This is a genomic window from Trichormus variabilis 0441, assembly GCF_009856605.1.
Lineage (GTDB): Bacteria > Cyanobacteriota > Cyanobacteriia > Cyanobacteriales > Nostocaceae > Trichormus > Trichormus variabilis.
On sequence record NZ_CP047242.1, the window covers coordinates 5,330,516 to 5,353,352 of the forward strand.

16 protein-coding genes and 1 tRNA gene are annotated in these 22,837 nt (G+C 38.4%); 11 read left to right on the forward strand and 6 right to left on the reverse strand.

Features of this window, described 5'->3' with window-relative positions; all coding sequences use genetic code 11:
* Position 1: 1 nt before the first annotated feature.
* The gene (locus GSQ19_RS21995) at positions 2–3,883 is read right to left on the reverse strand and encodes a DUF2157 domain-containing protein (protein WP_011319965.1); all 3,882 of its coding nucleotides are present in this window, start codon (positions 3,881–3,883) and stop codon (positions 2–4) included.
* 576 nt (positions 3,884–4,459) lie between these two features.
* On the reverse strand, positions 4,460–5,347 hold the full coding sequence (locus GSQ19_RS22000; protein WP_011319966.1) for a GGDEF domain-containing protein: 888 nt from the start codon (positions 5,345–5,347) through the stop codon (positions 4,460–4,462).
* Positions 5,348–5,914: 567 nt separating this feature from the next.
* Between GSQ19_RS22000 and GSQ19_RS22005 the strand changes: the two genes are divergently transcribed.
* From GSQ19_RS22005 to GSQ19_RS22035, 7 genes are all read left to right on the forward strand, one after another.
* A tRNA-Gly gene (locus tag GSQ19_RS22005) sits at positions 5,915–5,985 on the forward strand.
* A gap of 178 nt (positions 5,986–6,163) precedes the next feature.
* A complete protein-coding gene (locus GSQ19_RS22010) occupies positions 6,164–7,351 on the forward strand; it encodes a site-specific integrase (RefSeq protein ID WP_011319967.1) in 1,188 nt (395 codons plus the stop codon).
* A gap of 49 nt (positions 7,352–7,400) precedes the next feature.
* Positions 7,401–8,135, forward strand: coding sequence for a hypothetical protein (locus GSQ19_RS22015; protein ID WP_011319968.1), 735 nt, complete (start codon positions 7,401–7,403; stop codon positions 8,133–8,135).
* 50 nt (positions 8,136–8,185) lie between these two features.
* The gene (gene xisR / locus GSQ19_RS22020) at positions 8,186–8,452 is read left to right on the forward strand and encodes an excisionase family protein (RefSeq protein ID WP_010997651.1); all 267 of its coding nucleotides are present in this window, start codon (positions 8,186–8,188) and stop codon (positions 8,450–8,452) included.
* A 328-nt stretch (positions 8,453–8,780) separates the two neighbouring features.
* Complete coding sequence (locus tag GSQ19_RS22025) at positions 8,781–11,624, forward strand: DUF3987 domain-containing protein (protein WP_011319969.1); 2,844 nt, start codon at positions 8,781–8,783, stop codon at positions 11,622–11,624.
* Between the two features lie 78 nt (positions 11,625–11,702).
* Positions 11,703–11,858 (forward strand): hypothetical protein, encoded by a 156-nt coding sequence (locus GSQ19_RS22030; protein ID WP_011319970.1) that lies wholly within the window; start codon positions 11,703–11,705, stop codon positions 11,856–11,858.
* Between the two features lie 167 nt (positions 11,859–12,025).
* On the forward strand, positions 12,026–12,613 hold the full coding sequence (locus GSQ19_RS22035) for a hypothetical protein (RefSeq protein WP_011319971.1): 588 nt from the start codon (positions 12,026–12,028) through the stop codon (positions 12,611–12,613).
* A gap of 219 nt (positions 12,614–12,832) precedes the next feature.
* On the opposite strand, the gene GSQ19_RS22040 is transcribed toward GSQ19_RS22035, so the two are convergent.
* Complete coding sequence (locus tag GSQ19_RS22040) at positions 12,833–13,264, reverse strand: hypothetical protein (RefSeq protein ID WP_011319972.1); 432 nt, start codon at positions 13,262–13,264, stop codon at positions 12,833–12,835.
* A gap of 217 nt (positions 13,265–13,481) precedes the next feature.
* On the opposite strand from GSQ19_RS22040, the gene GSQ19_RS22045 reads away from it, so the two are divergent.
* On the forward strand, positions 13,482–13,766 hold the full coding sequence (locus tag GSQ19_RS22045) for a type II toxin-antitoxin system RelE/ParE family toxin (protein WP_011319973.1): 285 nt from the start codon (positions 13,482–13,484) through the stop codon (positions 13,764–13,766).
* Between the two features lie 14 nt (positions 13,767–13,780).
* Positions 13,781–14,089 (forward strand): HigA family addiction module antitoxin, encoded by a 309-nt coding sequence (locus tag GSQ19_RS22050; RefSeq protein ID WP_011319974.1) that lies wholly within the window; start codon positions 13,781–13,783, stop codon positions 14,087–14,089.
* 28 nt (positions 14,090–14,117) lie between these two features.
* On the opposite strand, the gene GSQ19_RS22055 is transcribed toward GSQ19_RS22050, so the two are convergent.
* Together GSQ19_RS22055 and GSQ19_RS22060 are read right to left on the reverse strand one after the other, a co-directional pair.
* Positions 14,118–16,517, reverse strand: coding sequence for an NACHT C-terminal helical domain 2-containing protein (locus tag GSQ19_RS22055; RefSeq protein WP_011319975.1), 2,400 nt, complete (start codon positions 16,515–16,517; stop codon positions 14,118–14,120).
* Positions 16,518–16,673: 156 nt separating this feature from the next.
* A complete protein-coding gene (locus tag GSQ19_RS22060; protein ID WP_153228420.1) occupies positions 16,674–16,898 on the reverse strand; it encodes a hypothetical protein in 225 nt (74 codons plus the stop codon).
* A gap of 106 nt (positions 16,899–17,004) precedes the next feature.
* Between GSQ19_RS22060 and GSQ19_RS22065 the strand changes: the two genes are divergently transcribed.
* Both GSQ19_RS22065 and GSQ19_RS22070 read left to right on the forward strand, forming a co-directional pair.
* Entirely contained in the window at positions 17,005–17,934 is a 930-nt protein-coding gene (locus GSQ19_RS22065; protein WP_011319977.1) for a caspase family protein, read from the forward strand.
* Positions 17,935–18,128: 194 nt separating this feature from the next.
* The gene (locus GSQ19_RS22070; protein WP_011319978.1) at positions 18,129–21,527 is read left to right on the forward strand and encodes an AAA domain-containing protein; all 3,399 of its coding nucleotides are present in this window, start codon (positions 18,129–18,131) and stop codon (positions 21,525–21,527) included.
* Here GSQ19_RS22070 and GSQ19_RS30100 read toward each other — a convergent pair.
* On the reverse strand, positions 21,524–22,774 hold the full coding sequence (locus tag GSQ19_RS30100) for an SUMF1/EgtB/PvdO family nonheme iron enzyme (protein ID WP_011319979.1): 1,251 nt from the start codon (positions 22,772–22,774) through the stop codon (positions 21,524–21,526). The two genes, GSQ19_RS22070 and GSQ19_RS30100, sit on opposite strands and share 4 nt — an antisense overlap.
* Positions 22,775–22,837 lie beyond the last annotated feature (63 nt).

Here is a 22,837-nt window from a genome sequence, read left to right on the forward strand (position 1 = left end):
ATCACTCCCATTCGTCAAATTGATTGGTGGTGTTGCGAAGTATGGAATTTAGTTGAGCGCGGCGGGTTTCAAAGTTGGCGGCGATGGAAATTAGGGCAATACCAACAAGTAAGCCGACAACCCATTTTAAGAAGGGGTAACGTAAGCTCAAAATTACTAGCTGGTAAATACTGGTGATGAGAAACGTGGCTGTACCAACATAGAGAAAGGCTCTGATTCTTAAAGCTAATCCAGTAAAAATGGCAATTAAGGCGAAACTCCCAGGGATGAGGGGTGCATTTTGGTGAAATAGGATTGCCCATCCACATATTACGCCACTACCTAATATTCGGAGGCTGTGACGAGTTAGTTTAGATTCTGGCTGGATCAGTTCTGGATCAACTTGGGCAATATACAGCAGTGATAAACCAATAACTGTGACGTACCATAAGTTATCGGTGAGGCGTAACTGATGCAACCAGGAAAATAGCGCCCAATCTATCAATGCCACACTTATATAAGTAAAACGGATGTTTTCGCCTACCTTGGCTAAAAAGATGTAAAAACCTGCGGCTATGAGTAGAGTGAGTGGGTGAACGTAGAGTCTAGTTTCTCCTAAAATTACCAGTGGCACAATATAGGCAGCTTGTCGCCAAGGTTTTTGTGACCATCCCCAACTTTGCCACGGTAAGATATATAAGAAATAAGCAAATACGCAGGCGATCGCACCATTCCAAGGCACTAAAACCCCTGTGATTATTTGTCCTACGGCAGTTTCCCGCCAATACACTCTCATCCCAGCTACTAATACAAAGCCAAGGTATACCCATAAGTCTGCGGTGGTGATGCGATCGAAAACACGAGAAACGGGTTCATCTGGTTTTGTTCTACCTTGTAGGATGGCGTAGGTAATTAAAAATACTCCTGTTCCCAATCCCACAAGGCGATTAACTTGGATGGGTAGAGTAATTGCTGTCATGAGTAAAGCACTACTCCAAGCCCAGTGCAGATGAGCAATTAGTTTCAGTTCTTGGGTGCTGAGAAGTAGGTAATTTCTTAGCCAAGGGTTGAGGATGCGGTAGGCAGACATAATAGTTGTACCCAAAGCAGCCATCGCAATTAAGCCGTCACCTAAACCACCGCCGGAGGCTTGTGACATTTGATAGAACAACATCTCATAAGCTGAGACAGATACACCGATAATCCCTAAGTAACGTAGGGGTTTGAACTCTTGGCTACGTCGCCCTACACCAATGAAAATTAAGGCTACACCCAAGGAACATAACCCAGACCAATCGGTAAAGGTGTTAAACCGCAGCAGTACACTAAATAAACCATAAAATACAGGCAAGATGTGGAAACTATTGGGTAGTTGGGTTAATTGGTAACGTCTTCGCCACCACTCGCCTAACAATTGGGTGAATAAACCCAAGGCGATATTGGCAATGGCTACCCGAATAATTGAACGTTCTCCAAATCCCAAAACCTCAGCAATCAATAACTCTACACACCAACCAATTCCATAAAATGCCCAGTCTGTGGGTTGTCGCCAATAACGATAAGTAATTGCCCCTAAGGTGATTGCTGTAGCAATTAAGTATAAAATCCCAGGAGCTTCAAATCCTTGATAAACAACTAGGGAATGACGGGTGAGATTTAATAGTTCTAATCCACATAAGGCGATCGCCCATTTATCTGCTGCATCTGCATAGATACTGGCTAATTCTTGGTTACGGCGTAGTAATACTGTGCGTCCTAACCATAAACTTAAGGTAGCGATCGCACCCGCGACACACCATCCTGCAAATGTGAAGCGCGGTAAAACTTCCCATAGCAATGCCCCAATGAAGCTTAAACCAAAACCAATGGTAACGCCTGCAACTTGTGGACTGGGTAGGTAGCGGCTATTGGCATACATCACCCCTGTACTCACCGCCAAACTAATCAATCTGGTTCCAGGTAAGGGTAAGGTTAATAGCTGTGCCATCCCTACCGTGAGGATGCTTAAAAGACTGTTGGTGGTACGATGATGGTCTGTTGTGCGACTGGCTAAAGCTGTCAGGGCTATGGGTGTAACTAACCAAATCACATTCCAATGGCCTTGGCTGTCAACTCCACCCGTCCAGATAGACTGTGTATTGTTCCACAATAACCAAAAACTAACAACAGCTAGTCCTAAACCGATATACCAGCCACTACGTTGCCATACTCCGTTACCCAAACTATATACCCACTCTGCCAACATCAGCACGAGGAAGATGCTAGCCCAAATATGTAAATCTAGGGCGGGTAAGAGTTTATCGATGATTGAACAGAGTGTTAATAATCCACCAACATGAGTCAGGTATACCAAAGGCACAGGTACAGGAGAACGGCGTTTGCTGATGACTGCTAAGGTGGTGGTGGATAACAAAAAGTTGAGCGATCGCAAGGTAGGATTAACGGTGGCGATCGTTGTTAAGCAAGTACCCAGTAGCAGTGTTAAAAATTCGCCAAACTGGGCAACTTCACGCTTGCGGTAATGATGCAGGGTTTCTGTCAGCACCACCATGAAAACTATATAAGGAAATAAAGCAATACTGATTAACGCCCAAGGTTCATTTTGTGCTTGAGTAAGTTGGGTGCCAACGGCGATCGCTAATTGCTGGAATCCAGAGGGAACTAATCGCCAACCTAACCAAATCGCCTGCAAACCGACGACAAATATCAAGGCCAAATCACCTTGCCAGCTGTATTTATATAGGCGCACTCCTCCCACCCACAAAATCAAGCCACTAACAGCGATCGCTTGTGCTGGCTGTTCTACTACCGCTACTAACCAACCAATCAAGAGAAGAATACCGCCGAGTTTTTCCCAAGGAAGTGGAGATACGGGGGATGTTTGTTTTTGTCTTCCTTGCTGTGCTAGCCAAGTTGTTAACCAACCACAAATACCAATGGCTAAACCTAATTGGGTAATCTCCACCCCAGCAACGAAAATTGCCCGTGATAGCAGAAGTAATAAAGCATAAACAATAACGGCAGCATATATATTGATGATTGGTTTGTGGGATGGTTCACCTTCATCTGTTGAGGGTATGGGTTGGCGGCGACTGTGATAAATTGTGATGATGGTTGTAGTGATCATTGCCACATAAACTGCAATTATGGGAAATCCTGGTAATTTCCATCCCCAATGCAGATAACTCAACCCTAAAACATTGACTAACGGTAACTTTCCTCTGGGGAAATTGGTGATAACTGTGCGATTTCTCCACAGCAATACTGTTACTACCGTTAATATTGGGGCGGCGATCGCTACTGTTACCCAATCTAAAGGATTACGCCACAACCGGAAACTGTCCATTGCCCAAAAGTTAACTGGTACTAATAACAGGGTGACAATCAATAATGTCTGCGCTGTTAATCTCAGGTTATTTTGTCTACCAGCCCAAAAGCTAAAGCCCCAAAAACTCAACGTATAAGCCAATAAAACCCCGTACTGTCCAGAAGCCGGGAATCTCTCCCATTGGCTGGCCGCCAGTACCCCTGATGAAATTACAACTAAGAATACACCTAGAAATAATAACCAACGAACACTTAGTTCCTCTCCTAGCGACTGCAACATTCTGGTAGCGATGTTGGGTTGTGTCGCTTCTTTTGGTTGTTTTCTGGGTTTTTCTGGTAACTGAGCAACTAAAGGCTTTTCTGGTGTTCTAATAGTTGCAACTACCCTTTCTGGTTCCCGGACAGTCTGGGATTGTAACTCTATCCGACAAACAAGGTAATCTCGACATATTTGCTTAACTTGAGTGTCTGATATTAGACCCAAACGCAACCATATATCCAACCCTTCCAGTAGTTCAGGGTGGGAAGACGGGAGCCTAAGTTCAATTCTCAACGGGTGATCAGAGGGCGATGACATAAATCGCAGACGTATCAGTATATACGTAACATCATCATTGGCTTAGTCTATATTTATGCGATCGCTGTGCCACTTGTCTGGCTGACTAATTAATTTTTTACAAATGGGAATGATCCTGAGGCATGGCGCACTGATCAATCTCTTCTAGTTTTTTGTGTCCCCTGCTATAAATTCATAACTTTTTTAAACGTCGAGTAAGCTGTCCTGACTTTAACTTGCACATCTTTTAGTGTTAGCTGTTGACAGTTAACAGCAGTTAACCAACTTACAAGTGACTATGTAATTTCCAAGCTTAATAGCTTATTGCTGAAGTTAATTCACTACCATTAATGAAATTTTCTGCTTGGTCATCTAAAACATAATAATAACTTATGAATTTTATAAAAATTTTCATGTCAATTGTTGTTGACCAATTCGTAACAAATCCGTTACAATATTTTATATGGGACAACAAAATATTTTTTTATATTCAAGTTAACAAAATTAAAACTCAATATTTATACATTTAATTGACATTTGGACTTCTCCTAATCACCTCGGTTACGTAGCCGGGGTTTTTTCGTCATTTATAGTAATTCAAAACTTACTATTCACCACTTTCCAATCTTCACTCTCCACTTTCCAATCACACAATTCATGCTGCAATAAATTTTTACCTTTCTTTTTAGCCAAATACATTAAATTATCAGCAATTTCGATAATTTCCGCTACTGATTTTGGCGGATTATTAAAAGTAATAGCACCAATACTAAAAGTTACCGATAAATTTTCCTTCTTCATTGAAGCTAGAAGAACTGTATGCAATCGGTGAAGTACTACTTCTGCTGATTCATAACTTGTACGCGGTAATAAAATAGCAAATTCATCACCACCAAGTCTAGCAATTACATCTATTTTACGTAGAGTGTTAGTAGTGCTTTTTGCTATTATTTGCAGCAGGCGATCGCCAAAACCATGACCAAACTGATCGTTAATTTGTTTAAAATTATCAACATCAACATAAGCTAGTGTGAGAGGTTCGCGGTGCCTCAAAGATTTTTCAATCTCGCTATTGACTATATCTAAAAAAAATCCTCTATTGGTCAACCCAGTGAGATTATCTGTACGTGCTAATTTCTCTAAGTTGATTAATGTAGTTTTTAGTTGTGAAAGCAGATGACTAACAAACAGAAAAAAACTTAAAATTACGAGTGCATTCCAAAAATGAATTAAAGGATGCAAATGATATTGATCTTGAATTTGATTAACAACAAGATTAGTAATATCACTGCTTACTGCTACGAAAAATCCTGTATGTTTGTTGACAAACCATGCAGCAATGCCAATGGGAAGTAAATATAAGATTGATACAGAAATTTCAGGAGAAATACAGTAGTTAATTAACCCTATGAGACTAACCGTAAATATACTTAATAAAGTTGAAAATGATTTAGGTTTAGCCTCTAATATTTCAATTAAACGCATATTCCCTCTTTTAACAGCCTTTTTAGTTATTTTTGACAAAACACCACGGCTGTTGTTATCGACACACCGTCCAGAATTTGTAAAATTTTAACACAAAAGTACCGAAATATTACTCTTGACAGACATTGATATTTTCAAGCTGGGTACATTGGCACTGAAACCATAGAGACTTGAGTCTTACTTCAGAACTTGTTTCCCTTTCACGAGCTTTAGCCTTTAGCCCTAGAGGTCGAAATTTAATCCAGAATGCTAAGTGATATATCCGTTAAAAGGACATTGCTAAATCATGGGATGAAATTGGAGGTATTGAAACCTCAAACTCCTTATGCTCACGGCGTTACATAAATAATCCCACATTTATGTAACACCGGGATTAAAGATATGTTTTTAGTATGAACTTCAGAGCAACTCTGTATTCATTATTGTGGTTTGCACTCTTAGTAGATTTTCTGCTATACTTATTCAAGTTCATACATAAAGCAACACCAAGCAGTAAAAAACATTTCTGTTGCTATAATAGTAGCTTGTGTATTAGCTTACGGCTTCAGGAAACAAAGTCTTATAACTGCGGGCGTAGTTTAGTGGTAAAACTATAGCCTTCCAAGCTATTAATGCGGGTTCGATTCCCGCCGCCCGCTTTCATCTTAAAACCCTTGTGAGGTAAGCCTTACAAGGGTTTTTTGTGTTTATAAGATACTTAATTTAATAGTACTTAAGTACCATATATGAACAAAAAATTGGGTCTGTTTAGGGTAAATTGGGTGTAAATTGGGTGTAGCGAACTGATGTACTATAATCAGCTAAAAACAGTGTAATATGTACACCAAAACACCCAAAGGGAAAGTACCCAAGGGAAATGTCTCTATTATTGATTCCAATGGACGGCTACAACTACGATTTCGCTATGGAGGGAAAAGATACTATTTATCTCTTGGTTTACCCGATACAAAAATAAGCCGTAAAGCAGCAGAAGCAAAAAAGAATCAGATTGAGTTGGATATTGCTTCAGGAAATTTTGATCCAACTCTGGACAAGTACAAGCCTCAATCAGTGCTGAGTACCGTTGAACCTGACATTACACCCAAAGTTACACCCAAAATAACAGAACTTTGGGAAGGTTATATCAATTACAAATCATCAAGCCTCAAGGAAACAACTAAGGGATACCACAATAGCTTCACCAAACTGTTCCAACGTTTAGGTGATATACCATTGCTGGATGCTCTTAAAGTGAAAGCAGAATTGGAGAGGATAACTACAGTAGGGCAAACCAAGCGGGCATTGATTCAACTTAATGCAGCTTGCAACTGGGCTGTAAAACATAAGTTGATTGACTCTAACCCTTATGTGGGAATGGCTAACGAGATGCCAAAGTACCGTTATCAATTGGAACCTAAACCCAATGCTTTTTCAGAACAAGAAAGAGAAAAAATTATTAAAGCATTTAAAGATCATCGGGGAAATTGGAACGGTAGAGGCTATACAGGCATCAGTTATAGTCATTATGCTTCACTTGTAGAATTTTTATTCCTGACAGGTTGTCGTCCATCAGAAGCAATTGGGCTTCAATGGAAGCACATAGCAGAGGACTGTGGTTATATTCGCTTTGAAGAGTCAGTGACAACATCGGGAAATGGTATCCCTACAAGAGTACAGGGATCTAAAAACAACAAAAAACGGCAATTCCCTTGTTCAGAAAGATTAAGAAATTTACTGATATCTATAAAACCTGAAAATCCTTATTTAGATGATTTGGTTTTTCCTAGTCCAAAGGGAAAAGTAATCAACTACAACAATTTTTGTAATAATGCCTGGAATAGAATTGTTGACCCTATTAAACCAAACACTACACCTTATAGTTGTAGAGATACCTTCATCACTATTCAGATTCTTAAAGGCGTTTCCGAATCAGTCATAGGCAAATGGTGTGATACCAGCGTTGAGATGATTGAAAAGCATTATGCAGATTATCTAAAAATGCTGAATTTACGTCCCATTGATTAATCTGTATAACTGGTTTTAATTAACAAACATTAGTAAAACGAAGAAAGTTATGTACACAAAAAAGTTACTCTTACCCATGCCTTATGGTATTTCTCCTGTATCAATTTATTTTCATTCTAAAATTTTTATTCGTGGTGTTTTAAATGAACTTACATCTGAGGAAAAAAACCAAGATTTGATTCAAACAGATACAGGACGATTAATCATAAAGTATCGTCAGCTTGTAGTTGGAGAATTTTATCGACAAATTATTGATAATAAATTTGCTAAATGGAATGTAGATAAAATATTAAAGCCGATAATTATGCCAGAGGTAGATTTATGGAAATCTGTTTATCAAATGCTTGAAAAAATGTCCAATCTCAACTCTTTCGCTACTCATCCTGCTCATTTGCTGCGTGAATTGGTAGAAGAGGGAGACCTTATGGTTTTTATTGCTACTTACTCAGGCGGGAAACTGAGAGTTAAAAAGTATTTAGCTCTTAGACAACATCAAAACAGGGAACTCCAAGGATGCGAAAATCCTTTTGATCGAGAAGAAAGCCCTCATACATGGAAAATTATGGATTTGGCAATCAAGTTAGCAAATGTTGATGATGAGTTTAGGAAAAGATTTTATATGCCTGTTGTGGTAGCTAGGCAGAAAATTACCGCTTTTATGAAAAAAGATAGAATCAGAATCTATTTTAAGGGAAAATTGCAAAGACAAGGTAGAAAAAAAGAATCAATCAGTCAAAAAGGCTATCTGGTAAGGGTTACAAAAGAAAAGTCGCTTTCGCGCTAGATTGGTAAAAATGGTTCATATTGGATTAGTTCGTTAACAATAACTCCGATATGAACTATTTTGTTAGCAAAAGACAGCTATCAGAACAAATAGGTTTATCATCTGAAACATTTAAGCGATATCGGCTCAAAGGGATTTGGGAAGAAGGAATCCATTGGCAAAAAATAAATTCCAGAACTACGCTTTACAACATTACTTTAATACTCGATTGGATTGCTAATAGAGATAATCCACAGGCGCATCAAAGAGCGATAGATATTTATCTTCAGTCCCTTCCATCTAATCAACCACAGAAAAGAGGAAGGAAGGTCAATTGATACACGAGAATTATCAAAAACAAGATTCAACCGCTCCTCAGAGCAAATATATAAGATTATTCGTGCATAAAGGGGTGAACTAAACTCATGATTTTTACCCTAGAAAAGACAAACTCTTGAGAGAGCGCAATTAAAGAATTAAGTGACTGTGCAAAAATGAATTTCCCACTATTAGTTGCTCTGAAACAAGACAACATAAGTTTTTAGAACGGGATAAAAACAAAGATATTGAGTATGAAGCCGATGACAAAACTTCTAAGTCATTGTACTCAAACAGTTCATCAAAGCATTTCTAAATATTTATTAGCATAAGGGATAACAAATCGCCATGTATGCACAAACAGGCAAAGGAGCAAATGCTCCTACAATTGACGTAGCTCAAATCTGTCAACAACTTAAAGCTCTTGGATTTAATCAAAATGATGCAGTCTGTCTCCGCGCTTTTTATCCTAGCAACGATCCACGAAAAACCAATGATAAGGGGAGAAAGGCAGAAACTAATAATTTAGATGAACTAGTCGAAATTGTTAGGCAATTTCAATCAGAGGGTAGAGGGGTTTACTTGGTTGTGAATGGCCCTGGACATAGAGATCAAGATATCACTAACTGTCGCGCACTTTTTATTGAACATGACGATTTAGATAAAGAAGTACAGAGAGAATTATGGCGATCGCTCAAACTGCCAGAACCAAGTTTGCAGATAGATACTGGCGGTAGGTCTATACATAGTTATTGGGTTTTTGACCAGTTCATCAATCCTCAGCAGTGGAAACGCCTGCAAGCTGACTTACTGGAGTATGCAGATGCAGATCGCGCACTCAAAAATCCATCGAGGGTGATGAGGCTGGCCGGGTGTTTGCACTTTTCACTCAATAACCAAAGCAACGGACAAACAACAATTATTTCTAACTCAGGCAAGCTTTATTCTTTTGAAGAATTAAGAAAATCAATACCTTGTTACAAACCACAATCACAAGAAAATGCCCCTGTGGCTGATGATTGGGCTGATATGCGAAAGCTTTCTCCATATCTAGATGGATATCAAACAGGGGGGCGCAAAGGATGGATAACCTGTAAGTGTCCTGCTCATGATGGTGACAGTCATGATAGTTTACACGTTAACGAAGCTACAGGAAAATTTCGCTGTCATGGTGGGTGCAATACTAAAGATGTTTTTAGAGCTGCTCTAGACATCGCTAAATCAAAAGGCCATATCGCTCCAGAAAAACACCAACAGGCGATCGCCCAACCATCAAAAGTTCTTATTCACACTACAGCCACCATTCCATACGACGATATTAAAGCTGAGTACATCAATTTGCTAGATTCTCAGGTTTCAAAATCAGAAATAAGTCGTTTTAAAACTGAGGCAAACAAAAAGTATTATCCTGTAAAGTTAGACAATTTTCTAGGCAATGTAGAAGCAGAACATCGTAAGTCTGAAGATAATGAACTGATAAGAGAAGACATTCAAACAATATTAAGATGTTCCAAGATTAATTTAGATGTTAGGCAGTTCTTACCAAGAACAATAGCGACAGCCTTAATGTTATTTGGGCGCAACCAATCGCTACCAGAGACCTCATTAATGATGTGTTTAATCAGCGTAGTTAGCTCATCTCACATGGTTGGTACAAAGGTTTTGATCGGAAATAGGCACAATGAATTTTATCAAAATCCAGCTATTAACCATGCTTTAGTTGGTGAGTCTGGAACTGGTAAGTCAATCATCTTTAGAGCTTTGGTTAAAAAGCCCCTAAATGCTCTAAGAGAGGAAGAAGTTAAACGATTTAAAGAAGAATCAGAAGAATACAACAGAGATTTAGCTGCATGGGAAAAATCTGATAAATCCACTCCACAACCAGAAGCACCAAAGCCAGTAAACAAGATGTATTTAACTGGCTCCACATTGGAAGGATTGAAAGATTACATTGCAAAAGCACCAGAATACTCAATACTGAATGTTGTTGATGAATTATCAGGTTTGTTTGGTGGATTCAATCAATACAAGCGTGGTCAAGGTAATGACCGCCAAGAATTTCTCAGTTTGTATGATGGTGATGGATTCAGTGAAGCTAAAGTATCAAAGAACATTTGTGTTGGGGCAAATAACACAGCTTGGCTTGGTGGATTACAACCCTCCATTCTTCATCAATATTTTCAGATTGGCGCAAGTGATGGATTACTACCCAGATTTACTTTTTCAATACTGAATGAAGATATACGTCTACTACCAGATGAGAGCGCACCGGTTATTGACTTAACTGGACTGCTTCAAGGACTGTACAGGGCAACACTTAACTGTGCGCCTCAGACGTACCATATTACAGATGAGGCTTACCAATATTTCCGTAGTGTGGACAATAAATGGCAACTTGAAGCCGGAAGGCTTCCAAACGGTGCTTTGAAAGAGTTCTTGAAAAAGTGTACAGGGTTGTTGGGACGGGTATCCTTAAATCTCCATCTCATCCATGAACTATCAGATTCTTTTTGTGAAACTCCACCAGCAATCATTCCCTTAATTCGAGTACAACAGGCTGCGGGCATCGTTGAGCATCTATTAACACAGATTCAGACAGTGCATCTACAAATAGCTGGGGAATCAACACAGTCTGCAATTTTAGCCATGATTAAGCTTTCTATAAAACGCCAATCACTTGGTGAGGAAGGATGGCTCACTGCAAGAGATGTCAGCCTCAGCCAAAACGCTAAAGGCCGGATGAAATCAGCCGAGGTTAGAGAACTGATGACTAAGGCAGTAGATATGGGTTACGGGGAATTAAGAGGAACTGGTAAACGATTAGAGTTTAGAACTAATAAAGTTGTAGACGATTTGTTGGCTACTGATAAAAAAGCCTCAACCACTGTAAAAACAAGAAGTTCAGAAGAAAATAGTCAAAACTCTGTAGATGATTGTAGACGATTTGTAGATAATTATTTCTCTCCTGAAACCATCGTGAAAACTGAATTACAGAAAAAACAGTCTGATTTTGTAGACGATGTAGACAATTTTTCTCATGAGGTGAAGGTCAAAACATTGGTTGAGCCACAAACAGATACTCCAGTTGTGAACTTGGATGAAAATTTACATAGAGAATCGTCTACAACATCTACAAATCAAGATCGTTATTCCGAAAGTATTGGTAGAAATAGCTTTGAGCCTGTTTCTTAAGAGTCTACAGATTATGTACACTTATCTACAAGTTCTGAGCCACAATTAGATGAAATCACTATCAGCGATAGCTTTGAGGTGATTTCTCCAAAGGTCTACAAATTTAAACAAGGGGATAAAGTTAGCTACCAAGGTTCAGAAGCTGAAGTGCTTACAATGATGGGTGAAAAATTATTTATTGACGTGGGCGATCGCTCATGTTCAGTGAGTATTAGTGATGTTAATCCAACATGACCGCGATCGCTCACAAAGTCTTAGAAGAAAACAAAAAGCAAGTACAGGGAATTACTCATACAAGCCACTTGACTTGTGACTTTATACATACACAAGTTGTATTAGTTCTTCCACTTGTGAAGAACAAAAAGCGATGACTATACCAGTAATTTTGTAAGAGAAAGCTTATGGTTGCCAATCCTGAAATTTGTCGAGCCAATGGAAAAAAATCTCGTGGGCCAGTTACACAAAATGGCAAGTCGATTGCTGCTCAAAACTCTACTCGGCATGGCTTACTTTCGGTTAATCCACCGCTAGTGCTGGGTGAAGATTTAGAGATATTTCAAGGCTGTGTACAGTCTTTAATTGACGAATATCAACCAACAACTGCTACGGAAAAACTGCTGGTGCAGCAAGTGGCAATGGGGTGGCTCAAGTTAAATCGACTTTGGCAGGCGGAGGCGGCGATCGCCAATCTTGCTATATTGAGGACTGAAATGAACTTTAAATTTCCCGATGCTTTGCAATCACTCATGGACTTGGGAACCGATAGAAGTGGGGGTGCAGAACTGGAAAGTTTGCAGGCACAGATTAGGGAGGAGGAGAAGAAATCCCTGGCTTTGCCGCAAAATACAGATAAATTAGCTCGATATGAGCGGCACATTTCAAGAGGGTTGAACCAAGCATTAGAGCATTTGGCAACCATCCGCCAGCAACGGCAGAATCAGGATTCTATGGGTTCGTATGGTTATAAAACTGTTCAGCTAGTTAAATAGCAAATTCAACAGTTCAGTTTTGGGTGTTTTATCTTCTCGCCTTTAATGCTGTGCGGGAATGAATAAGAAATTTCTAGTTTAAACTCCAAAGATAGGAGGGGCAGACACAACAGTCCACATTAATTTTATCAGGCGATAAGCAAAGCTTAAGCCTTCGGCGATCGCAATAGCACTAAGCTCTTGAAAACCCTTAATTTTCCGTTGATTTCACTAGCCCAATCAATCCCACGATCGCGTTAATGGCTCAATTGGTATATCTGGATCAATCTCAATCACGGTGATATTTGCATTCTCCACCACCGTATTTCCCATAATGGTATTGTGCATTGCCTCAAACTTCGATTCTTCCTCAGCAATGCGCTCATAGTGCAGAATTACATGGTAATGCTTGGTAATTGGCTTTCCAGTGTCTAATCGCTCTACTGTGTCCCAAGCTATATTTTGTTGTTCTTCTGCTATTTTGCGATAGTCATCGGCTAGTTGTTCTAAGGCGATCGCGATCGCGTGTTCTTTGGTTTGCCCGTAGCATTGTATATTTTCTCTAGGAGAATCGCTCAGAGACGATGATAACTGACAAATATACTGTCCATTGTCTTGGGGTTGCACGGCGATCGTAATAGTTCCAGTGATGTCCGGGTTTACGTCAGTCATATTAACGGTGCTGGGAAAGATTCAGAGGATATGCTTACGGTTAAATTCTAAACTTAGATACAGCACAGCTTGTTGTCAGGCATCTTTAATGTTCAAGTTTTGTAAGAATGAGCGATCAGCTACCCTGGGCGGTTACGCCATCGCTTGGGCAATGTCAAAATTTACCACTTGAAATGTATACTAACGTTTGACGATAGTAACGCAAAACGATATCATTGTGATTGTTAATTTCAAGTCTGAAGAGACAAAGCTAATTTTTGAAGGCTTTACATCTTCTCAATACCCACCCAATATTCAGAAGACTGCTTTACGAAAACTACTTATCCTTGATGCAGCAACATCAATTAATGACTTACGCGTCCCACCAGGAAATCGCCTAGAAAAGCTAGTTGGCGATAGAAGTGGCCAGTACAGTATTCGGATTAATGACCAATGGCGGATTTGCTTTGTTTGGACAGATGAAAACAATGCTTCGGAAGTTGAAATAGTCGATTACCACTAAGTATAAAAATCATTATGAATAACAACCGTTTGCCAAACATTCATCCAGGTGAAATCCTAAAACTAGACTTTTTAGAACCGTTGAATATCACAGCTTATCGATTAAGCAAAGATATAGGTGTAACTCAGACACGAATTAGTGAAATTTTATCTGGAAAACGGAGTATTACGGCTGATACAGCTTTGCGTCTATCCCACTATTTTGGCAACACCGCCCAGTTTTGGTTAAATTTACAAACACAATATGATTTACGTCAAGCCCTTGAAGAAAATTCAGAAGTTTATAATCAAATTTCTAAATTTCTGTCTGATGATGTAGCCTAAAATTCATACAAATCATGAAATGAGCGATCTATTTGCCTGTTTCACATTTGCGTTTTTCAATTTCGGCTATCGTTAGTAATAGTAGCTGCTCAATCTGTTCCTTTGTCTCCCTGCTAACATTAGAACTATTTAAACACTCTACTAATAGAGTATTGGCATTATAATATTTTTCCAAAATATCAGTTTGTTCTTGTATAAAGCACCAATTATGACCGAAATTACGATGTTTTATCATTAATTTTCTCAAGTTATTTATCCAACTGTCACCGTTTATTTGCCACCAATCATCTATTTTATTAATCATCACATTATCAAAGCTATTTTCATTTATCCACCAATCAGGTAATTTATTTATAAGCTGGAGTATTTCATTCTCCATTTGGAAATTTCTGGGGCAGAGATATTGCAGTTCGTTATCAATTATCTGTTGAAGAATGATATTAATAGGTACTCTAAAAGTTTTAGATTCAACACCTCGATTGCCAGAAGAAAAATGTAGAGCAAGACGAAGATTACGGTCAACTGCATATTCTGAAATTAACCGCTCATCGTTTGATGGTTCATTTGGTAAAAAGTTAAAATCCAGATCAATCCCAAGATTGTAAGGCAGTTCAAAATCTTCTTCGTCAAGATTAAGTGCCATACAAAGAGCGCGTAATGCTGCTTGGCTGTAGGAGAATTTGAGTGAACTAGCTTTTGTACTTAGCCATATTAAATAATCCTGAAATTTCTCATTACCAGCTAGTAAAGTATCAATTTTAATTTTCATTAATTTAAGTAAAGAATCAGGGTCATTAGTTATTTCGGACGCTGTCAATAAAACTTCTCGCCAATGAGATGTAGTAATTTGATTAGCTAGAAATTGCCAATTACCTTGATTGCAAAACCTCTTTGCAACTAAATACTCTTGAAACGTCAGGTGTGAAAACGACCAAACTTTCTGGCTTCGCTCAATCAACAACCCATGCTGAGACTCGATCGTCTTCAAAACTGCTCGACTATCCCGCAGCCCAACTCCCAAAAACTCTGCTATGTAACCCTCAATTTCTGACTGCTCAAATAAAACATACTGTGGCTGCTCAAACTTTTTCACTGCCAGATAACTAAGTAACTCCAGCTTGCGTTCTGGTGATAAATCTCGGTAAATCTCATCTCGCTCAATCTCTCGTGACTTGTCCCACTGCTCTAGTAGTATCTCTAACCCTTCCTCATAAAGCTTGGAACGCTTTGAGTAGAACTTGCCAGTCTGATGAAACACAGCACAAGTCAAACTCAGCAAAATTGGTGTAATCACTAAATCCCGAATCGCTTGATTCGCCTCCAGAAAAAGCTGATTGAGAAACTCCTGTGATTGTGTTATTCCTGCTGAGTCATCCCCAATAACTGCCTGAAACCAATGCTCTGCAAATAATCGCACTTGGGCTTGATTAAAATCTGCTACCTCTACATAATCAAACCGCTCAAACCGCGATTCTTGGCTTTGCGTCCGACAGGTCACAATTACCTGCACCTGCGGATAAGAACGAGCAAACTGCTTAATTTGCTTGGTGATGTTTTTACCATCTTCTCCTGTCACTTCATCTAATCCATCTAGCAACACCAATGCTTGACCTTGATGGAAAATCAAATGAATTTCTTTGTTTGATAATTGCCAACACTGCTCAAAATAACGCTCCAGCGAATAGGCAAATTTACGTCCATCTTCTACAAATTCTCGTAATTTAATCAAAGCTGGGATTCGGTGCGCTTGTAAATTGCCAGCGTTGCACTCGGTAACTATTCGTTGCAAATAAGTAGTTTTCCCTGAACCTGGTTTACCCACCACCATGAGATTCGTATTTTTCTCCAGTACCTCTAGTCCTGAAACCCTTTGTCGCTCTTTACCTAAGCCAATGCGATCCAAACTGCGATCGCCTGAATACCTCTCTATCCCAGTTGTAAAATCTTGCCACAAGTCATCGAGTTCTGACTTACGGCTACTGCTTAGTTCCTCTAGAATGTTCACATCTACAAACAAATCACCTAAAGGAACCCAGTGATCTACACCCCATAGCGGCATTGTGCCATGTAATCGCTGAATATCATCATGAATGCGCGATTGCACTTGTTGCACCAGTTTATCAACAGACTGCTGGTTCTGCTCTTTAAATGGGACAAATTGACCAGTTGCTTTTAGTTCCTCAAGGAGAGACCGAATTATTTCTCGAATTATTTCTGCATCCGCACCTTGATAAATGCGATCGCCAATCTGAATATCTCCCCCAGTTATCTGACCAATATTATTGTTGAACTTACCATTTTGGGATACTGACTGTAAGATACCATTAACCGTTTTGAGCGATCGCAGCAGTTGGTCAATATCCGCCTCAGTTTGATTACCCTTCAGGATGCGATCAAGAATTTCACTGAGATGATCTTGATTAGCCACACTATTTCTGATCCTTAGTTACTGAGTTAAAAATATTTTAGGCTTTTTCCACTTTATTGGCTAATTTGCGCCAAAAGGCAAAAACTAACCCATCAATTGCTAATACAGTGAATTGCTGCTGATGACACTATGAGCTTGATTCATCGGCTTTATGAGCTACCTGTGTGACTGTGAAATTAGTTTATTAATTGTGCGTGCTGGTAAAACGGAACTATTATTAGCACTCAATAAATCTAAAGTAACTACTTTTAAATTACTTACTTTCTCGCTAGTCCGCAGCGTAATCGTGCGGGTGATATTTTCTCCTCTGGTTGCATTGATTGTAATTGCTTTAGGGTTAGTTACAACCTCTGCTTCAGCCAAAGCTGGAGATTCTGCCAAAATAACCAATGATAAAAATATAATTTTTAGAATATCAAAATGCCTAATTTTCATACCTGAAGATAGGTGCTAAATTATAGCCATACTACCTAATACATACCCAAAAGTGAACGCACTCTTTAGCCAAGGTCATGCCTGTATTGTTGGGGTTGGATGTGATTTACCCAACACCGTAGATGATGCTGTCGGTCTTGCCAATATCCTCAAAGACCAGGAACGCTGCGCTTATTCATCTGAACAGGTACATTTATTGACTAAAGAACAGGCAAACCGAGAGGGAATCCTTGCAGCTTTAGACCAATTAGCTCAATCAACTACACCTGATTCTACGGTAATTGTCTATTTTTCTGGACATGGTTATCAGGTCAGTAGTCCCATAGGTGAAGCGTATTACTTAATGCCTTTTGGCTATGATCAAACCAAACTACATAAAACAGCGATTAGTGGTGCAGAATTTATCACCAAGCTACAGGCGATTTCTGCTAAAAAGCTGTTAGTCTTACTGGATTGTTGCCATGCTGGTGGCTTAGGAGATACATCAAAGTTAGGGTATGAAGCACAAAAAGCACCCCTTCCGCCAGAGGCTCAAGCTTTATTTAATCAAGGGAAAGGACGAGTTGCGATCGCTTCCTCCCAAGCTGATGAAAAATCTTTCGCAGGTAAACCCTACAGTGCTTTTACACTGGCCTTAATTGAAGCTTTAGCAGGTAAAGGAACTTCGCAAAAAGATGGTTATGTGCGGGTTGCAGATTTAGCCATGTATGCGCGTGAAGTCGTACCAAGAAGAACAGGCGATCGCCAGCATCCCATTTTAAATTTCGAGCAGGCTGATAACTTTATTCTGGCATACTACGCAGGTGGTGAAACTGAGCCGAAAGGATTACCCTTTGAAGGTGAACCAGAAATTGAACCTGAACCTGGAGCTTTTAATCAACCAAGTACCAATAATTCGGTGATTCAAGTTGTGACTCAGAAAAATTCAAAATACAACATCAATACTGGTATGGGTAATACAGTGATTAACGACAGCAATTAATACAACAGTTATTTTCTATACTCTAACTCAAATTATTTGTTTATAAAAAATAAAAATGATTTTTAGAGATATGTAATTATCTCGTGACAATGTAATTAAAACAAAAGTGATACAGTTAGATTTACATAGACAATTAAGCAAGATTCCTTAGTTATCTAGTACGTCTATCTGTTTGCAACTACCTGGAGGAAGTTTTGAATAGAGCCAGCAAAGTAGAAGCCATTCTCAACGCATGGTTAGAATTCATGGCTTTAGTGGATTTGAATAATGCCAAAATTCCAGGTAATGAAGCTGTGTTGAGTGGTGTAGAGCTAGACGGTAATTTGGTAAAAATTAATCAAAGTAATTTTGCTGAAATTAAACGGCAAGTTAGCGAAGAAACTGGTCAAGAAGACAGTATTTGGGTTTTATCTTTTCCTCAACTTTCAACTGTCAACCAGGGGAAATCTGAGTATTATCCTTTGTTTAGCTTAGATGTGACATCCATCCTCAAAGGAGAGTATCAAGAGGATGGATGGAATCTTGACAATTTGGAATTAGTAGAAGCTGGCGAAAACTTAGCAACATTTCTGAAACTTGATGATGAACAGAGAGAGCAGTTAAATAGCCAAGATGGGTTCGCACAGTTTCTCAAAAGTACCTTTGGAATTGAATTTGACACCTATGAAAGCTGGATGAATCAACTACAATTGCATCCATATAATTATAATATTAAGCGCAAGCCTTATTTGTTCAAGTTCACAGGTAGTAACTTTCATATAAATCTCAAACCTGATTTAAAAAATATTAAGTCCAGTGCAAAAAATTGCTTGAAATCTAAGCATCCAGCCTATGAGTATTTATTTGGCAAGCCTCAACTTCCAGCCCACAAGGTAACATATACAGGAGCTTTCCCAACCCATCCACCAACTGACTCTCAACTGCAAGCACTAAAACACTCTCAAACTGAACCCATAACAGCAGTTCAAGGGCCTCCAGGTTCTGGTAAAACTACACTGATTCTTCATGTCATAGCCCAGCAAGTTGTTAAGCGTGCGCTCACATTACTCGAAACCAAGGAAGACATCAATAACTTAACAGTTGTTAGCAGCACAGTAAATAAAGCCGTTGAAAATGTTATTGAAAAACTAGATGAATACTTGAAAGAAAAGCCTTTAGAGGATAAGTTTTTTTATCTAAAAGGAGGAAGTAAGATTAATATTAAAGCAGAGGGAGGCGCTAAAGATGCTATCCAACTTGCTATTACTGAATTACTGGATAAACAAAGCTTTGACGAAAATATATATAATTCCCTGGCAGAAGAAACTAAAACAATAGTAGCCAATTTAAAAACTCAAGAAAATAACTATTTAAACTTACGTCGTCAACGTGATGCAGATGAAATACAGCAACCTCAGCTACAAAGAAAAATTCAACAGATTGAATTAGAAATAGAGAGTTTAAAAATAACCCAAGTTCAGTCTGAGAGAAAAGTTCAGGAACTAGACCTTTATGAAAAGCTGCCAATAGATGTCTACAAAAAAATTCAGATTATTTTCGATAATGCGAAATCAAATCTGCCAGAAAGTAATTTACCTTGGTGGAGAAAAATTATACTTTTGCTAACTCGTGGCACAGAAAAGCAGATTCTAAAGAAAACAGCGTCTAAATGCGAAGAGTACATTTTAAAAACTGTTGACACTCCTTTTCCTGTTAAAAACCCCAAGACTCGCAGTATTCTGCTTGAACAATTGAGTTTTATTAATACAAGAATTGAACGAGCAGAAGAGTTACAAAGAGTAAAAAATAAACTAATTGAAGTTTCTGAAAATATTTATATACTCAATAATAAGCTTAATTCGATAACTTCAGAATTAGCATCACTAGAAATTCGGTTAGAGATTAAATTAAAAAACTTTTATGATTACTTTCATGTTGATTATCATGAAGAAAATAAAAGACTATTTGAATTATCGCGGCAATTACTCAAGCAAGAAGCACTACGCAATAAAGAAGATGTAAAAAAATCTTTAACTGCATATTCAAATTTCATCACAGGTACTGAGAGAACCCGTAGATATTTTTCCCAAAATTCAGAAAAATTAGAAGAGAATCTAAAAGCTATAAGTTTAATATTTCCAGTTATTACCAGCACATTGCTTTCAGTAAAAAATATGCTGCCGTGCGTTACTAACTGCGTTGATAGAATTATTGTAGATGAAGCGGGAATGATACCACAGCATCAGACATTTCCTTTGTTGTTTAGGTGTCGCAACGCCATTATTGTGGGAGATCCACTTCAGATTGAACCGATTATTAATTTAACTAATCAAAGACGCAAGCAGTACCATGACTCAGCCTTTATTGAAAGAGGGCTATCTGAACTTGATTATCATCTTTACAGCCCTGAAGAAACAGAACTAGCTACTACCTATCATCGAGCGGCGGGTGTAAGTGGAGAAGACGGCGATACAGGTCAAGGAATTAAGCTAGTTGAGCATTACCGTTGTCAGCCTAGTATTATTCAATTTTGCGATCGCATCGTAGGATATGGGTTACAAGTAAAGACAAAACCTGTATCATCTCTATTAACAACAAACCTAGTTGCGTACCACGTCGAGGGAAGTATTGATAAGGATAATGTCAATACAGAAGAGGAGGCTGTAGTCAGCGAAGTCATCAAGCATTTGATTAGTCAAGGTTACTCACCAGAAGATATTGGTGTTATTTCTCCATTTAGCATTCATGCTCAAGCTTTGAGGCGTAATTTACCAAAACAAAAAGAACTGTCTGGGTTACAAAAAGAAGCAATTGGGACGATTCATCAATTTCAAGGTTCACAGAAGCGAGTAATAATTTTATCTACAAAAGTATGCAGACCACAAGATAATCGTAGCTGTGATTGGCTCAACTCTAAACCCAATCTGCTCAATGTTGCCGTATCTAGAGCAGAAGAACTGTTTATTTTAGTTGGTAATCTTTATAGGTTAGAAAAAGCTCAAGGTTACACCCGTAAACTTGTAGAACATATTCGAGAGCATGGCGAAATTTTTGAGTACAAATCCAAAGATGACTTTCCTGAACAGAGGACAGGAGCTACCCTTGTTCTTGATTGTGACCATTTAGATATTTTAAAAACAGCTATTGATGAAGCTGACGAAGAAATTACGATTGTTACACCTTGGATTCGTGGTTTACATAATAACTCAGAACCAGAGAGGTTTGCTAGAGAGATAGTATCAGCTTTACAAAGAGGGGTAAAGATAGCAGTAATTTATGGTTATATGGGTGCTGATGGCATTGATAATAATGACATTAAAGCAGAAAATCATTTGAGAAAATTAGTTCCTCAATATCCAGGTTTAACACTACATTCTTTAGGGAAAGAACAATACAAACGAAGTAAAGGTACGAATCAGAGAATTTTAATTTGTGACTCTAAATTTGCTGTCGTTGGTAGTTGGAATTGGCTTTCTCACCTCTACAGAGATTACTGCATTAAGAATCGTGGCAATACAAAAGCTCAGATTAGGCAAGAAACTAGCATAAAAATTTTAGAATCAACTTTAATCTCCGAAATCAAAAACCAAGTGAAAAAATATTTAAAGTTTTAGGCATTGTCAAGACAACACACTACTCTAAAACCAAATGATTCATTGCGTGTACTGGGATTTTCAAAATAGCGAGATGCAGAACGACAATAACTAAAATCATAATCCCAAGCACCACCCCGAAGCATTCTATATTCTGGATTCCCATCTATTATCCATACACTACCATCTGATGGTGCGTCTTGATAGTCTTCATGTTGATAGTCAGCGCACCATTCCCAAACATTACCGTGCATATCATATAATCCAAAGCTATTAGCAGGAAAAATTCCGACTTCACTTGTTTGACTCACACGAAAATGTGTTTGTTGTTCCTCACCATAATTCGCTAAATCTCTCGTAATTATTGCACCACAATAAAATGAAGATGTTGTGTTAGCACGACAAGCATATTCCCATTCTGCTTCACTAGGTAAACGATAGACTCGTCCTGTTTTCTGTGAGAGTCTAGCACAAAATTCTTGTGCTTCATACCAAGAAATACACTCTACAGGTAAGTTATCTCCTTTAAAATATGATGGCTCAGATTCAAGTTCGTATTTGATTTTTGGAAAATTCGCAACCTCTTGCCACTGTGCTTGAGTAATAGGATATTTACCCAGAAAGAATGGTTTAAGAGTAACTAAATGTTGAGGTCGTTCATCTTCAATTGTACCAGATTCGTCTTTAGATGCGCCCATTGTAAATGAGCCACCAGGTATAGAAACCATTTCTAGTTCAACACCATTGTTTAAATATTCTACAAAGTATTCTGCTTGTTTAATAGAACGTCTAGTAATGTTTCCCTGCTTACCTACTGTTATCGTTTCAAAATCGAAGGTTGAAATAGCTGGCAGTTCTGATGTAGGTAAATATTGAGATATTTCTGAATTTGTGCGTTCTCGCCTTTCAGTTATCTCATAATCAACTGCTGGTAAATTTTTAGCTGATATACCAATACTTGTGTTACTAAAAAACTCTTGTAATACTTCTCGCAAAACTTCCTTAATTTCTTCTGAACTTATGCCGTCGTGGATATCGAATTGATTACCTTTGGCTTGTCCAATGTTGGAATTATATTTTCCTAATTGAAAGACAATTTGATAGACTTGCTGCCTATCTGCATTTAATATTGATGTGAATTTTTGTATGTCATCTGCTTCTACTCCAAGATTCGTTAGTGTACTAATGACATTTGATATATCAGTTTGTACTGCTTCACCTTTAGCAATACGTTTAATAATGGCAATCAATTCACTGAAGTTAGACAACTGAAAACTCCATAACTTGGTTGAACTTATATAGTAAGTAAGATATTTTTATAAATTTAAAAT

Coding starts and splice junctions, on each gene's coding strand:
- GSQ19_RS21995 (WP_011319965.1), bottom strand. CDS start 3,883: ATGTCATCGCCCTCTGATCACCCGTTGAGAATTGAACTTAGGCTCCCG.
- GSQ19_RS22000 (WP_011319966.1), bottom strand. CDS start 5,347: ATGCGTTTAATTGAAATATTAGAGGCTAAACCTAAATCATTTTCAACT.
- GSQ19_RS22010 (WP_011319967.1), top strand. CDS start 6,164: ATGTACACCAAAACACCCAAAGGGAAAGTACCCAAGGGAAATGTCTCT.
- GSQ19_RS22015 (WP_011319968.1), top strand. CDS start 7,401: ATGTACACAAAAAAGTTACTCTTACCCATGCCTTATGGTATTTCTCCT.
- xisR (WP_010997651.1), top strand. CDS start 8,186: ATGAACTATTTTGTTAGCAAAAGACAGCTATCAGAACAAATAGGTTTA.
- GSQ19_RS22025 (WP_011319969.1), top strand. CDS start 8,781: ATGTATGCACAAACAGGCAAAGGAGCAAATGCTCCTACAATTGACGTA.
- GSQ19_RS22035 (WP_011319971.1), top strand. CDS start 12,026: ATGGTTGCCAATCCTGAAATTTGTCGAGCCAATGGAAAAAAATCTCGT.
- GSQ19_RS22040 (WP_011319972.1), bottom strand. CDS start 13,264: ATGACTGACGTAAACCCGGACATCACTGGAACTATTACGATCGCCGTG.
- GSQ19_RS22050 (WP_011319974.1), top strand. CDS start 13,781: ATGAATAACAACCGTTTGCCAAACATTCATCCAGGTGAAATCCTAAAA.